A 13,719-nucleotide genomic window follows, 5' to 3' on the forward strand; every position below is an offset into this window, starting at 1 on the left:
AATTGAAGATTGAATAGATGAACTCGGCCTGTCAGAAAAGGTATACTTTTTCGACAGGCTGTACTTTTTTGAAGGGTTTTAAATATGATGTTGCACATTCCTGAGCTACTCAGTAAACAACAAGTGTTAGAACTACGCCAACAAATGCAGCCAGCCTCAGCATGGATCAATGGTGCTCAAAGCGCAGGTGCACAAGCTCAGAAAACTAAAAATAATTTACAGATCGATATCCATAGTGAAATCTATCAATCCATAAGTCAGTCTGTTCTAAATGCTTTACAACACAACTTACTGTTACGTTCAGCCGCCCTGCCTCAACATATTTTATCGCCAATGTTTAATTGCTATCAAAATCTGGGCAATTATGGCAATCATGTCGACAGCGCTGTTCAGGCTTCTTCAAAAACAGGACAAATGATTCGCACCGATGTTTCTATTACGGTTTTTTTATCCGAACCCGATGAATACGAAGGTGGAGAACTGATTGTTGAAGATACCTATGGCAGCCACGAGGTTAAGCTAGATGCGGGTGATGCGATTTTATATCCGTCCACAAGTCTGCATCGCGTTGAACCCGTCACTCAAGGCAGTCGAATTGCCGCTTTCACTTGGATTCAAAGCATGGTCAAAGATGACTGGCAACGTACCATGCTGTTTAATTTAGATATGACTATTCTAAAACTAAGACAGCAGCTTGGTGATACTGAGGAAGTGGTTGATTTGACCAGTCACTATCACAACTTATTAAGACAATGGGGGATTTTCTAATGTCACCTCTTCCGCCATTGACCATCATCCCTGCTCATTTACAAACCGTGGCGGATTACGAGCAACAAGCTTCACAACATTTGGCAGAGGCAACTTGGCATTATTTACAAGGCGGTGCGATGCATGAACTAAGCGTGCAAGAAAATCAGCTCCAGTTTCAAGATATTCATCTTATTCCACGACATTTAAATGACTTTTCTCAGGGCAATACTCGGCTCAATTTATTTGGGATGGACTACCCTCATCCAATTTTTCTTGCTCCCATTGGGCATCAGGCACTTTTCCATCCTCAAGCGGAGCAAGCCACAGCACTTGCCGCTGAGTTAATGCAGAGTAACTTTGTCCTCAGTACATTAAGCAACACACATATGGAAGCTTTGAATAAAGAGAATCCGTACAAATGGTTTCAACTTTATTGGCAAGCTAACCGAGAAAAATCATTGGCTTTAATTCAGCTTGCAGAACAACACAATTATAAAGCGATCGTGATCACCATCGACGCGCCACATACAGGTATCCGAGATCGAGAGCGTAAAATCTTCTTTCAACTTCCCAATGAAATGCCACATCCACATGCATCAGTTGATTTAGAAATTGGTAATTTGGCTGCTGACGAGCACCCTATTTTTCAAGGTCTAATGAAAATAGCACCAAAATGGGAGGATATTGAGTGGTTGATTAGAAATACAAAACTGCCAGTGATCCTTAAAGGTGTATTGCATCCCGCGGATGCCAAGAAAGCGGTCGAATATGGTGTTTCAGGTCTGATCGTTTCCAATCATGGTGGCCGCGTACTGGATACCACTATTCCTCCATTAATTGCGCTACAAAAAATCAGAGCCGTTGTTCCAGTCAGTTATCCCCTACTGTTAGATGGCGGAATTCGTCGTGGTTCAGATATATTTAAAGCAATAGCACTGGGCGCATCCATCGTACTGATCGGCCGTCCTTATATTTATGGCTTGGCAACGGCTGGTGCCTTAGGTGTTGCCCATGTACTTAAAATCTTAAAGGAAGAATTTGAGGTCACCATGGCCTTAATGGGAACAACAACTTTACAAGAGATTAACCATGACTTTATTAATCAATAATCCGCTTTACTGCGTCTCGTTACCTTAACAAACTGATATTCAAAACACTTTCAGGCTTTTGAAGATAAATCATATAAATAAAACTTTAGTAAAATGAAAAAAATCATAACATCAGAATTAAGCGTCAATATTTAAACCACAATCGTTTTTTTAGATTAAATAAAAAAATCAACAAATTAACAACATTTTTGAACAATTAAGGACGAAAAATTATTTAAGTTTCCATTGTAACAATTAGAAACAATTGAAAAAACCAATCCAAAACAAATGAATATAGAAATGACAATGATTATCCTTTGCATAAATTTTTACATACTTAGGCGTGCTCATGTCTTTTATTAAATCACGGAAGAAACTCGTTTCTTCTGCAATTGCTTCTTCACTTTCAGTAATTGCAGTACCAGCGATTGCTCAAGATCAGGCAGTTCAGCTTCCAACAATTCATGCTCAAGCTGAAAAAGAACAAAGTCTCAAAGTAGATAAATCTGCAAACAGCAAATTTGTTGCCCCACTTCTGGACACACCAAAATCTGTTTCTGTGATTTCAAAACAATTAATTGAAGACACCAAAGTTACAACGTTAAGTGACGCTTTGCGTACTGTTCCTGGTATTACGTTAGGTGCTGGTGAAGGTGGCAACCCAAACGGTGACCGCCCTTTCATTCGTGGCTATAGTTCTGAAAGTTCAATGTATGTAGATGGTATTCGTAATGCCAATTCACAAAATCGTGAAATGTTTGCAGTTGAACAAGTTGAAGTATCAAAAGGCTCTTCATCATCTTTAGGTGGTGGCGGTTCAGTAGGCGGTAACGTTAACCTTATTTCTAAAGTTGCTAAAAAGGGTGACTCCCTAGAAGGATCTGTACAAGGTGGTACAGATGATTACCAACGTATTACCCTTGATGGTAATAAAGATTTCGGTAATGGTGTTGCTGCTCGTGTTGTTGTTATGGGACACCATAATAATAAAGCGGGACAAGGTGATGATGGCGCTGAATACAAACGCGCAGGTATTGCCCCAAGCATTACTTTTGGCTTAGATACTGCGACTCGCGCAACCTTAAGCTATTACTACTTAAAAACAGATGATACGCCTGATGCAGGTATTCCTTATAACAATCCAAACAATTATGCCGCAGGCTCAGGGAAGCCAATTGATGTTAAAAAAGGCATTTATTACGGTTGGAAAGATCGCGATTTCCAAAGACAGGAAAACCAAGTTGGAACAATCAAGTTAGAACATGATTTGACTGATAACATTACGATTAGCAACACTGCTGTCTATAATAAATCTAAAAATGACTATATCTGGACTCAACCAGATGATAGCCAAGGTAACTTTATTGACCCCGCAACTGGCAAGTTAAAAGAGACAGGTATCTGGCGTCGTGCAAATACACGTATTACAGACACTGATACTTTTACAGACCAACTCGCATTAACAGGTAAATTGAATACAGGTATCTTGAAACATAGCTTTAATGTGGGTGCTGAATACAGTAAAGCTGAATCAGATAAAGGTAGCTATACCATTACTGATTCAAACACCAGTGCAATTGGCGGTGCAGTAGCGAACGGAGCATGTAGCTTAGGTTTAAGTGCTTCAAATGGCTGGTGTACATCTACCACTAACCCAAATTCAAATGACCGTTTCTTAGGAACAGTGACTGCAAACAAAGCTGTTACAACGACTACATCTGAGACGACATCTGTCTACTTACTCGATAATATCGAAATCACACCACAATGGTTACTTGATTTAGGTGTACGTTGGGATAAGTTTGATACTGAATTAAAAACCAACGCAACAGGCGTTAAACTAGAAAACAATACTGACTTCTTCAGCTATCAAGCAGGTTTAACCTTTAAACCAACTGAAAATAGCAGTATTTATGCAAGCTTTGCGACTTCTGCAAACCCTGTAGGTATTGATGCTGGAGATGGTTCTGAAACTGCTGTAAATGCCAATAATAAAGATCTAGATCCAGAAAAAGCACGTACTTTTGAAATTGGTACCAAGTGGGATTTATTCAACAATAAACTCAATGCAACAGCAGCCATTTTCCGTACAGAAAAGCAAAATACGCGTATCCAACTTGATCCAACCACTTATACCAATGGTGGCGACAGTAAAGTTGACGGTATCGAACTTGGCTTAAACGGTTATATCACTGATAAATGGGCTGTTAGCGCTGGCTATACCTATTTAGATAGCGAAAATACCAATCCTGGTCCAAGCTGTAACCGTTCTGGTGTGTGTACACCTGAAAATGCTGCAAAAGGTAAACAATTACCGAACGTTCCAAAGAACTCAGCAACTTTATGGACAACCTATAAAGTATTGCCGCAAGTTACGATTGGTGCTGGTGCTGTTGCAATGGATAAAGTCTATGGTAATGCAACCAACACTAAATGGGTTCCAGGTTATGTACGCTACGATGCAATGGCAAAGTATGACGTGAATAAAAACGTGAACTTACAGCTTAATGTCAATAACCTGTCTGATACTCGCTACTTCACTAAAGCTTATGCATCTCATTATGCATCTGAAGCTGAGGGCCGCAGTGCAGTACTCTCTGTAAACTTCAAATACTAATCTTCTTAATAAAACCCATAATATATTTATGGATTTTATTTCAAAAATAGCCTCATAATGAGGCTATTTTTTATCATTTATTGTTTTCACAAAGGTAAGTGTCGTGATCCATCATATTCCCAATGTATTAAGCCAAGAACAAGTACGGTACTTTCGTGAAGAAATGGAAAAAATAGAATGGACCAATGGCAAAGTCACCGCAGGTACACTTTCTGCTACAGTCAAAAATAATCAACAACTACCAGAAGATCACCCTTTAACACACCATCTTAGCAATATTATTTTAGAGGAGTTGGGCAAGCACCCCTTGTTTCTATCTGCTGCCCTACCTATCGATATTATTCCGCCACTCTTTAATCGCTATGAAAATCAGGAAGCTTTCGGTTTCCATGTGGATAATTCAATTCGTCGAATTCGTGGGACCAAAGAGCGTTTACGCACTGATTTATCCTGCACTTTGTTCCTGTCAGAACCCGATGAATATGAAGGTGGTGAACTGGTGATTGAAGATACTTATGGCTATCACGAAGTCAAATTACCAGCGGGTGATATGGTCCTCTACCCATCCTCAAGCCTACATGAAGTAACAGCAATCACTAGCGGATGCCGAACAGCGTCATTCTTTTGGGTACAAAGCATGGTGCGTGATGATGCTGAACGTAATATGTTATTTACACTGGATCAGACGATCCAAAATTTGCGTGTACAGCTTGGTGACACTCATCAAGAAGTGATTAAAATGACCAATCTTTACCACAACCTCATGCGAAAGTGGGCTGAGCTATAATTCGGATACTTTTCAAAGCTTAGAGATAAAAATAACTTTTTTATCTCTAATTGATAAAATTTCGGGAAATTTTTCCTATTAAAATTTAAATAGTGCAAAAAACAGGGAAATATTTCCCATTCATTCCAATTAAAATGTTTTATAGACCTTTGCAGTCGTCTGTATTTTCGCCTAGACTGAATATCGTTAGATGATTAATATAACTGCAAAATTAAATACCCAATATGAATGGTAGATGATGAAAACAAATCGCGGCTTTACCCACCCGTCTCATACAACACATCTTGCTGCACTTCTCCTGATGCTGCGCCTCGCGCGCGTATAAATTTTTCGCCTACATTTTTAGGCGCTCGATCCCCGAATTCGCTTTAAATTAATTCTTATAGACACCATATATATTTGTAGCACGTTGCCTTTTATTTGACTCAGCAACCATGCTACGACAAGGAGTTTTCTCATGATGTTGGCTGACCCAAGCAAAAAATACCGCCGTATGTACCAGCGAGTGGATTTACCAGATCGTCAATGGCCGAATAATGAAATCAATCAAGCACCGATTTGGATGAGTACTGACCTTCGTGATGGGAACCAAGCGATTTTTGAACCGATGGATATGGATCAAAAATTAAAAATGTTCCACATGTTGGTTAAAATCGGCTTTAAGCACATCGAAATTGGCTTTCCATCAGCTTCTCAAATTGACTTTGATTTTACTCGTAAATTGATTGAAGAAAATTTGATTCCCGACGATGTCTATATCGAAGTGTTGGTGCAAGCACGTGATCACTTGATTGAACGTACTTTTGAAGCATTGGTTGATGCAAAGCGTGCCATTGTGCATATCTATAATTCAAATTCACCAACCTTCCGCCAGAAAGTCTTAAACGTCGATGCCAATGGTTCAAAGCAACTTGCCATTAATGCGGCAAGCAAAGTCAAAGAATATGCAGCGCAATACCCTGCTACAGACTGGATTTTCCAGTACAGCCCAGAATGTTTCTCTGCAACTGAATTAGAAGTAGCCAAAGATGTTTGTGATGCTGTGACTGAAATTTGGGAAGCTTCGCCAACCAATAAAGTCATCTTGAACTTGCCTGCAACAGTGGAAGTATCGACACCGAATGTCTATGCCGATCAAATCGAATGGATGCACCGCAATTTAGCACGTCGTGATGGCGTGATTATCTCAGTACATTGTCACAATGATCGTGGTTGTGGTATCGCAGCATCTGAATTGGCGATTATGGCAGGTGCTGATCGTGTAGAAGGTTGTGTATTTGGTAATGGTGAACGTACGGGTAATGTGGACGTTGCTGCGATTGCATTGAACATGTATACCCAAGGTGTTGCACCAAACTTAGACTTCTCAAATATCAATGAAATCATTGCAACAGTTGAAGAATGTACAGGTTTACCTATTCATCCTCGTCATCCATATGCAGGTGATTTAGTCTTTACTGCATTCTCTGGTTCACACCAAGATGCGATTAAAAAAGGCTTTGAATTCCAGAAAAACGAAGAAATCTGGGATATGCCATATTTACCAATCGATCCAAAGGACTTGGGCCGTGACTACGATGCAGTAATTCGTGTCAACAGCCAATCAGGTAAAGGCGGTATTGCGTACTTATTGGAATCGAATTACAACGTTGCCTTGCCACGCCGTGTTCAAATCGAATTCAGTCAGATCGTACAGCAGCATACCGATGAAAATGGTACAGAAATCAGTGCACATGAAATCTGGACCTTATTCGAAAATACCTATGTGGATGTGAAGAACAGCCATTATCAAACCAAACATTATCAATTGTCAGATATCAATGGTACACAAATCATTGAATTAGACGTTGAAATTGACGGTGAAATTCAGCGTCTCCGCGGAGAAGGTAATGGCCCGATCTCAGCCATGTTGAATGCCTTGCAGTTACCAATTGATGTGGTGAACTATGAAGAGCGCAGTATCAGTTCAGGTGCCAATGCCAAAGCACTTGCCTTGATTGAGCTTCAAGTGAAAGGCACAGGTAAGAGCGCATTTGGTGCGGGTGTACATGACAACATTGTAACTTCATCAATCGAAGCCATCATTGCATGTACCAACCGTTTAATTCAACAAGGGGTATTAACCACCGATCAAGTGGCTGCTGCAGCTGTTTAGATAGGTGAAATATCACATAATCGTCAGTAAAGCTGAGTTGTAATATCAGAAAAAATGACTTTTGAAAGGATACCTGAATTGGTATCCTTTTATTATTAATGATTTATTATAGGGCGAATCATTCCAGTGTCTTTTCCATCGGATTCAGTGGGTTTAGTCACACCACAAAAGTTTCAATTTGAACAACCTTTAGAACTTGAATGTGGCCGCGTATTGCCACGTTTCGATTTAATGGTTGAAACCTATGGAACCCTCAATGCAGATCAATCCAATGCCATTCTGATTTGCCATGCGCTGTCAGGACATCACCATGCTGCAGGCTATCATCATGAAGATGATAAGAAGGCAGGCTGGTGGGACAGCTGTATTGGCCCTGGAAAAGCGATTGATACCAATCACTTCTTTGTTGTTTCCTTAAATAATATCGGTGGATGCAGTGGTTCAACTGGTCCCACCTCACCAAATCCTGAAAATGAAAATCGCCCTTACGGTCCTGACTTCCCATTAGTCACAGTGCGTGACTGGGTCAAAACTCAAGCAATGCTGTCTGACCGTTTAGGCGTTAAAGTTTGGTATTCTGTGATTGGCGGCTCTCTGGGCGGTATGCAAGCTCTACAATGGTCTTTGGATTATCCAGACCGATTACAAAAATGCGCCATCATCGCCAGCGCACCCAAATTATCAGCCCAAAATATTGCCTTTAACGAAGTGGCACGCCAATCGATTCTATCTGATCCTGATTTCCATCATGGTCGCTATCTGGAAAATGACAGTTATCCAAAACGTGGTTTGATTTTGGCGCGTATGGTGGGTCATATCACCTACTTGTCTGAAGAAGCCATGAAACAGAAATTTGGTCGCGATTTAAAATCGGGCAAATTTATGTATGGTTTTGATGTCGAATTCCAAGTGGAAAGCTATTTGCGTTACCAAGGCGAACAATTTAGCCGCAATTTCGATGCAAATACTTACTTGATTATGACCAAGGCCTTGGATTATTTTGACCCTTCGCGTGAATATGAACATTCTTTGACGAAGGCAATGAGTCAACCGAAGTGCCAATTTTTGGTAATTTCATTTACCACAGACTGGCGTTTTAGTCCAAGCCGCTCTCAAGAGCTGGTCGATGCTTTGATTGATAATCATAAGCCTGTCAGCTACTTAGATATTGATGCTGAACAAGGTCATGACTCGTTCTTATTCCCTATTCCACTGTATGTAAAAACGCTACGCGCATTTTTAGGTGGAGAACAACAGTTGCAATCGACATCGCAGGAGCAGCACTAATGCGTATAGATCAACGACTCGCCGAAAAATGGATTAACCCGAACTCTAGCGTGCTAGACTTAGGCTGTGGTGATGGTGAATTGCTGGCTCATATGAGCAAACAGCACAATATTCGTGCCTATGGTCTAGAAATTGATCAAGAAAAGATTGCAATTGCCATCAGTCGGGGGTTAAATATTATCCAACAGGACTTAAACCTCGGTTTAAGCCGTTTTGCCGACCAGTCTTTTGACTCTGTGGTTATGGCACAAGCTTTGCAAGCTGTAGATGCACCTGATGTATTACTTCGTGATATGGTGCGTGTCGGCAAACAGGCCATTATTACTTTTCCAAATTTTGCATATTGGAAGACACGTTCTTTTCTTGCATTGAAAGGGAAAATGCCTGTTTCGGAAGCTTTACCGTATATGTGGTATAACACCCCGAATATTCATTTATGTACTTTCCGTGACTTTGAAGCCTTATGTGCTGAGAATCGGATTAAAATTATTAATCGACTTGCCGTTAATGGTGACCAACAAGGTAGTGTGCTCAGTAAGCATATGCCGAACCTATTTGGTGAAGTCGCAATTTATCGAGTGAGCGCTCTATGAAAAAGACATTAATCAGCACATTTTTATTTGGTCTGATCAGTATACAAGCGCACGCTGACTATGTTGCTCAACCTCAATCGGTTGCAACGCAGGCAGCGCGATACTCAGTGATGGGTATCAATGAGTTACAAAGCGCAGCAAAATCTGGTCAAGCTGGGGCACAGTTTTACTTAGCAACCCGTTACCAGTTTGGTAAAGATGTTGCTAAAGATGAAAAACAAGCATTTTCTTTATTCAAAGCAGCAGCAGATCAAGGTTTATCTGCAGCACAATTGAATGTTGGTCGTATGTATGCCGATGGCATGGGCGTTAAGAAAGACGAAGTTTTAGCACGTAAATATTTCGAGAAAGCGGCGAGCAACGGTGACAACCGTGCCAGCTTTAATCTTGCAATGATGGAAGAGCAGAAGAAAAACTTTGTTGGCGCTTACCAGTGGTATGAGCTTTCAACCCGTGATGGCATGCTCGACACCAAAGTGATCAGTCTTTCTGAAGGGAAGAAAACAGCGTTGGCTGCAAACTTAACTCAAGATCAGATTCGTACTGCACGTGACCGTGCTGATAAATGGATTCAAGCGCAATAATCTTATTTAAATCTATTGAGTGATAATAAAAAACCGACTTGTAAGAGTCGGTTTTTTATTATATTGATAACATTCATATTTAATTAAGTTTATTCAATGAGCGATATAGAAAAGGCGATATTCAAAGCAAAACTAGAATTGGAAACAATAACACCAGAAGAAATCCAAAGGTGGGCAATTGAGACATTAGAAAAAAATTCATCGAATGATTTAGCTTTAGAAATATGCTTTCTATCAACACCAGAACAAATTACAACTTATTTTAACCAATTATCCCGAAGTCTATTTAATACAGATTTAACAAAGGAATCAGTCAATAACCTATTAAAAGATTATATTGAAAAACATCTAGAGTTAGTTAAAAGCCAAGAGCTTCTATTTCCTTTTCTTCAGAAGCTCTTGGCTTTATCTAAGGCTGTAGAGAATGAGGATCTTTTTGAGTTATTAAATTACTATGATGACCAGTTCTACTTAAGTTTTGAAGGATATACGCCTTCTGAACCAGATACTGTATTTAAAGATTTCATAAACGATTTAAAAGATTTCTTATCTAGACAGAGTTAAAGATATGGAAAAAAGCAATTCCTCTTAACTTTTAGAATACGATAATTCAGCACTACCTAATTCAATAAAAACCCCCTAAAATTCCACTCAATCTAAACTGATCTGAAAACTGATATGTCTACCCAACCATGGCTCAACCAAGGCAGCCTTGTCCTTGCAAGTAATAACAAAGGCAAAGTGGTCGAATTTGAACATCTGTTTCAACAACTTGATCTTCCTATCGAGATTATCCCTCAAGGCAAACTCGATATTGAAGATGCAATTGAAGATGGTCTCAGCTTTGTTGAAAATGCCATTATCAAAGCACGTCATGCGTCTAAGCTTTCAGGTAAACCAGCACTCGCAGATGACTCAGGACTATGTGTCCCAATTTTAGGTGGTGCACCAGGCATCTACTCGGCCCGCTATGCGGGTGAGCATGGTCATGATGCTGCCAACAACCAAAAACTGCTGGCCGATCTTGCGCCTTTGCGTAAAGACGGTGAAGCCATTGAAGGGATGTTTGTGTGTGTACTCGCACTGGTCACGCATGCAGAAGATCCACTCCCACAAATTTTCCAAGGCATCTGGAAAGGTGAGATTTTAGAAGCAGCTCGTGGTGAAAATGGTTTCGGTTATGACCCTTTATTCTGGCTACCTGAACTCAATGTTTCGAGTGCTGAACTGAGCAAAGCTGAGAAAAATAAAATTAGCCATCGCGGTCAAGCCATGCAGCTGTTTAAAGCCAGTCTGGTTTAAAACCCTAAAGTGCCCTCCTACACGAGGGCATTTTTTATATGCAACAATAGACCATAGATCACAATCACCACACAGCTCACGATGGTTCCCGCAGCAATATAGCGAGCTGAAACGCCTGTACCTTGATAATGAGTTTCCAACGCAACAATATTAGCGGCAGGCGGCAGACAAAATAAAAAGAACAACACAGGGAGCAATGATTCAATCTGCGGAATCGCAATAAAATAATAGGTCGATGTACAGATCACCACACCACACAAGAGCTTGAACATTAAGGTTCGCGTACTCAGCCACAGATCAGCCATATATACACGGGTATGTCTCAGCCACATTCCTAAAATACACATGCCCGCAAAACTCATCCCAAATTTAGCAATCTCATACACTCCTTCTACCAGCGCATTGTCCTGCAAATCATGTCCTCCCAACAGCCATAAAACCAAGGCTGCGAACAAGGCCAATACAGGGGGTGATTTCAGTACTTTTTGCAATGTTGCAAGGTAATCCGTCGGCCCTTCTGAAACCGCAGCAACTGCCCAAATATTGCCAAACAGTGAACCTCCAATATACAGTGCGATCATGGCACCACTGACCTGCTCCCCAAATAAGGCGATGGCAAATGGAAAACCCAGCCAGCCAATGTTGCTATAACTCACACAGAGTGCTTGTAAGCGATCCTTTGAGAAGTGGAAAAAACAGTAAAATAGAAGAATCGATGTAATGAAACTAAATCCCATCAGTGCAAAGCTACCCGCCTGATAAAACACCATGTTGTAGATGATCACCACAGGAATAAATAAGCGCGCCAATAAGGAAGATAAGATTTTCTTTGCCTGTTCCGCGACTTTGAATTGAGCAAGCAGCAGCCCAAAAACAAAGGCACTTATGGGGAGAATAAAGGTCATGTCAATCTGTTTTTATCATGTCTTAATATGCCGCTTATGCTAGCACTATTTACCATTGGGTAAATGTGTTGTCTTAAAACTGCAATATAAGTGTCACATCTTTGTCATGCCAAACTGTTGAGATATATCCAAAGTTTTATAGGAATAGAATGATGGCTGGTTTATCAATTTGGCATGTACTGATTTTTGCAATTGTGGTAATTCTACTTTTCGGTACATCGAAGCTTAAAAACCTCGGTAAAGATGTTGGTGGTGCAGTCAAAGACTTCAAAAAATCAATGAAAGAAGAAGAAGCGGCGACACCTTTAAATGAACCTCGCACCATTGATGCTCAAGTTAAAAATACTGAAAGCTCAGTAAAAAGCTAAGCGAGCACGACTATGCTGAATTTGGGAATGACCGAAATCTTTTGCTTTGCCGTGATTGCATTGCTGGTGCTCGGTCCTGATAAATTACCAGAAGCTGCTCGGTTCGTGGCGAAATGGTATGGCAAAATAAAAAAGTTTATCAACAATATTCAGAATGAAATCGATCGCGAACTCCGCCTTTCCGAGTTTCGCGAAGAAATGCAAAAAGAAATTGATAAAATCACTGAACTTGAACGCAGGATGCAACAACAGTTAGATGCGCTTAAAAGCACACAAACATCATCCGATGCTGAGCCAGTACAAGTAGAGACGAATCAATCAACGACGACTTACAGCTTTTGGTCCCAACAAGCAGTCGTTCCATTCAGTCTTGAATATCAAAAGCAATTACCTTTCAACCTTGAGCTGGATAGACCGCCTCAAAAGTTTGATACAGAATTAAAGATTGCCGTATGAGCCAATTACCATCGACTTCCGTCAGTACTGAAGAAACCCTGCAACAAATGCCTGTGATGCAGCATTTGATTGTACTCCGCCAATATCTTTTCAAGATTGTTGGGGTGACGATTCTTCTTTTCTTCTGCTTACTGCCGTTTAGAAATACAACCTATCAGTGGCTTTCTGAACCATTAAGACAGCAACTGCCAGCTAGCTCGACCATGATTGCGACCGATGTTACTGCAACATTCATGGCACCATTTAAGCTGAACTTGTTTGTTGCTTTTATGCTGGCAATGCCCTACATCATTTATCAGATCTGGTCATTTATCAAACCCGCACTTTACGAAAAAGAACGCCATTTAGCCATTCCTCTCCTGTTAGGAAGTATCGTGCTATTTTATCTAGGTGTGGCATTTGCCTATTTCATTACTTTGCCTGCAATTTTGCATTTCTTTATTAGCGTATCCCCTGAAACAGTTGCGCCAATGACTGATATCAACAGCTATTTAAGCTTCTGTTTAAAACTGTTTTTGGTCTTTGGTTTTACTTTTGAAATTCCAATTATTACTTTAGTTCTCATCTTAATTGGTCTGGTGAGCACACAAAGTCTGGTTGAAAAACGTCGCTTCATCGTTGTGGGATGCTTTTTTGTTGCTATGTTTGTAACCCCTCCAGATGCTCTTTCTATGATCATGCTGGCTGTACCGATGTGGATGTTATTCGAACTCGGTTTATTGCTTGGAAAAATACTCGAAAAAAGAAAAGTCGAAAACTAAAAAACGGAGATAAAATCCCTGAAAATATTTCGGGGATTCTTTTATTTTGCCCTATATTTTTCAATA

At 40.3% G+C, this 13,719-nt stretch carries 14 protein-coding genes; 13 read left to right on the forward strand and 1 reads right to left on the reverse strand.

Annotation, left to right across the window (positions count from 1 at the left end):
- Positions 1-84 precede the first annotated feature (84 nt).
- The 10 genes from GBI66_RS16495 (at position 85) to rdgB (ending at position 11,163) form a co-directional block, all read left to right on the forward strand.
- Positions 85-768, forward strand: a complete 684-nt coding sequence (locus GBI66_RS16495) for a Fe2+-dependent dioxygenase (protein WP_151716834.1) — start codon at positions 85-87, stop codon at positions 766-768.
- The gene (locus GBI66_RS16500) at positions 768-1,859 is read left to right on the forward strand and encodes an alpha-hydroxy acid oxidase (protein WP_171494330.1); all 1,092 of its coding nucleotides are present in this window, start codon (positions 768-770) and stop codon (positions 1,857-1,859) included. The genes GBI66_RS16495 and GBI66_RS16500 overlap by 1 nt, the downstream gene beginning before the upstream one ends.
- Before the next feature lie 328 nt (positions 1,860-2,187).
- Positions 2,188-4,455 carry a TonB-dependent siderophore receptor gene (locus GBI66_RS16505; RefSeq protein WP_151716836.1) on the forward strand — a complete coding sequence of 756 codons (2,268 nt, stop codon included), beginning with the start codon at positions 2,188-2,190 and terminating at the stop codon, positions 4,453-4,455.
- A 103-nt stretch (positions 4,456-4,558) separates the two neighbouring features.
- On the forward strand, positions 4,559-5,242 hold the full coding sequence (locus GBI66_RS16510; protein WP_151716837.1) for a Fe2+-dependent dioxygenase: 684 nt from the start codon (positions 4,559-4,561) through the stop codon (positions 5,240-5,242).
- A 457-nt stretch (positions 5,243-5,699) separates the two neighbouring features.
- Positions 5,700-7,397: a 2-isopropylmalate synthase gene (gene leuA / locus GBI66_RS16515; RefSeq protein WP_151716838.1), complete on the forward strand. Its 1,698-nt coding sequence runs from the start codon at positions 5,700-5,702 to the stop codon at positions 7,395-7,397.
- A 126-nt stretch (positions 7,398-7,523) separates the two neighbouring features.
- Entirely contained in the window at positions 7,524-8,684 is a 1,161-nt protein-coding gene (locus tag GBI66_RS16520; RefSeq protein WP_004804212.1) for a homoserine O-acetyltransferase, read from the forward strand.
- Positions 8,684-9,277 carry a methionine biosynthesis protein MetW gene (gene metW / locus GBI66_RS16525; protein ID WP_004804210.1) on the forward strand — a complete coding sequence of 198 codons (594 nt, stop codon included), beginning with the start codon at positions 8,684-8,686 and terminating at the stop codon, positions 9,275-9,277. Before GBI66_RS16520 ends, metW begins: the two co-directional genes overlap by 1 nt.
- On the forward strand, positions 9,274-9,861 hold the full coding sequence (locus GBI66_RS16530; protein ID WP_005185094.1) for a tetratricopeptide repeat protein: 588 nt from the start codon (positions 9,274-9,276) through the stop codon (positions 9,859-9,861). Before metW ends, GBI66_RS16530 begins: the two co-directional genes overlap by 4 nt.
- A 96-nt stretch (positions 9,862-9,957) precedes the next feature.
- On the forward strand, positions 9,958-10,425 hold the full coding sequence (locus GBI66_RS16535) for a hypothetical protein (protein WP_151716839.1): 468 nt from the start codon (positions 9,958-9,960) through the stop codon (positions 10,423-10,425).
- A gap of 114 nt (positions 10,426-10,539) precedes the next feature.
- Positions 10,540-11,163 (forward strand): RdgB/HAM1 family non-canonical purine NTP pyrophosphatase, encoded by a 624-nt coding sequence (rdgB, locus tag GBI66_RS16540; protein ID WP_151716840.1) that lies wholly within the window; start codon positions 10,540-10,542, stop codon positions 11,161-11,163.
- A gap of 17 nt (positions 11,164-11,180) precedes the next feature.
- Here the strand turns inward: rdgB and GBI66_RS16545 are convergent, their stop codons facing one another.
- Positions 11,181-12,068 (reverse strand): AEC family transporter, encoded by an 888-nt coding sequence (locus GBI66_RS16545; protein WP_151716841.1) that lies wholly within the window; start codon positions 12,066-12,068, stop codon positions 11,181-11,183.
- Between the two features lie 152 nt (positions 12,069-12,220).
- Between GBI66_RS16545 and tatA the strand changes: the two genes are divergently transcribed.
- From tatA to tatC, 3 genes are read left to right on the forward strand one after another with little or no spacing between them, the layout of a single operon-like run.
- On the forward strand, positions 12,221-12,436 hold the full coding sequence (gene tatA / locus GBI66_RS16550; protein WP_004678519.1) for a Sec-independent protein translocase subunit TatA: 216 nt from the start codon (positions 12,221-12,223) through the stop codon (positions 12,434-12,436).
- 12 nt (positions 12,437-12,448) lie between these two features.
- Positions 12,449-12,892, forward strand: a complete 444-nt coding sequence (tatB, locus tag GBI66_RS16555; RefSeq protein WP_151716842.1) for a Sec-independent protein translocase protein TatB — start codon at positions 12,449-12,451, stop codon at positions 12,890-12,892.
- Entirely contained in the window at positions 12,889-13,653 is a 765-nt protein-coding gene (tatC, locus tag GBI66_RS16560; RefSeq protein ID WP_005259755.1) for a twin-arginine translocase subunit TatC, read from the forward strand. The genes tatB and tatC overlap by 4 nt, the downstream gene beginning before the upstream one ends.
- The last annotated feature ends 66 nt before the right edge of the window (positions 13,654-13,719 follow it).

It is taken from the genome of Acinetobacter sp. TUM15071 (genome assembly GCF_008980925.1).
Lineage (GTDB): Bacteria > Pseudomonadota > Gammaproteobacteria > Pseudomonadales > Moraxellaceae > Acinetobacter > Acinetobacter dispersus.

Bases quoted from the DNA above. Each gene is read 5' to 3' on its own strand.
- leuA (WP_151716838.1), top strand. From the start codon at position 5,700: ATGATGTTGGCTGACCCAAGCAAAAAATACCGCCGTATGTACCAGCGA.
- rdgB (WP_151716840.1), top strand. From the start codon at position 10,540: ATGTCTACCCAACCATGGCTCAACCAAGGCAGCCTTGTCCTTGCAAGT.
- metW (WP_004804210.1), top strand. From the start codon at position 8,684: ATGCGTATAGATCAACGACTCGCCGAAAAATGGATTAACCCGAACTCT.
- GBI66_RS16505 (WP_151716836.1), top strand. From the start codon at position 2,188: ATGTCTTTTATTAAATCACGGAAGAAACTCGTTTCTTCTGCAATTGCT.
- GBI66_RS16495 (WP_151716834.1), top strand. From the start codon at position 85: ATGATGTTGCACATTCCTGAGCTACTCAGTAAACAACAAGTGTTAGAA.
- GBI66_RS16535 (WP_151716839.1), top strand. From the start codon at position 9,958: ATGAGCGATATAGAAAAGGCGATATTCAAAGCAAAACTAGAATTGGAA.
- tatC (WP_005259755.1), top strand. From the start codon at position 12,889: ATGAGCCAATTACCATCGACTTCCGTCAGTACTGAAGAAACCCTGCAA.
- GBI66_RS16500 (WP_171494330.1), top strand. From the start codon at position 768: ATGTCACCTCTTCCGCCATTGACCATCATCCCTGCTCATTTACAAACC.
- GBI66_RS16530 (WP_005185094.1), top strand. From the start codon at position 9,274: ATGAAAAAGACATTAATCAGCACATTTTTATTTGGTCTGATCAGTATA.
- tatA (WP_004678519.1), top strand. From the start codon at position 12,221: ATGGCTGGTTTATCAATTTGGCATGTACTGATTTTTGCAATTGTGGTA.
- GBI66_RS16545 (WP_151716841.1), bottom strand. From the start codon at position 12,068: ATGACCTTTATTCTCCCCATAAGTGCCTTTGTTTTTGGGCTGCTGCTT.
- tatB (WP_151716842.1), top strand. From the start codon at position 12,449: ATGCTGAATTTGGGAATGACCGAAATCTTTTGCTTTGCCGTGATTGCA.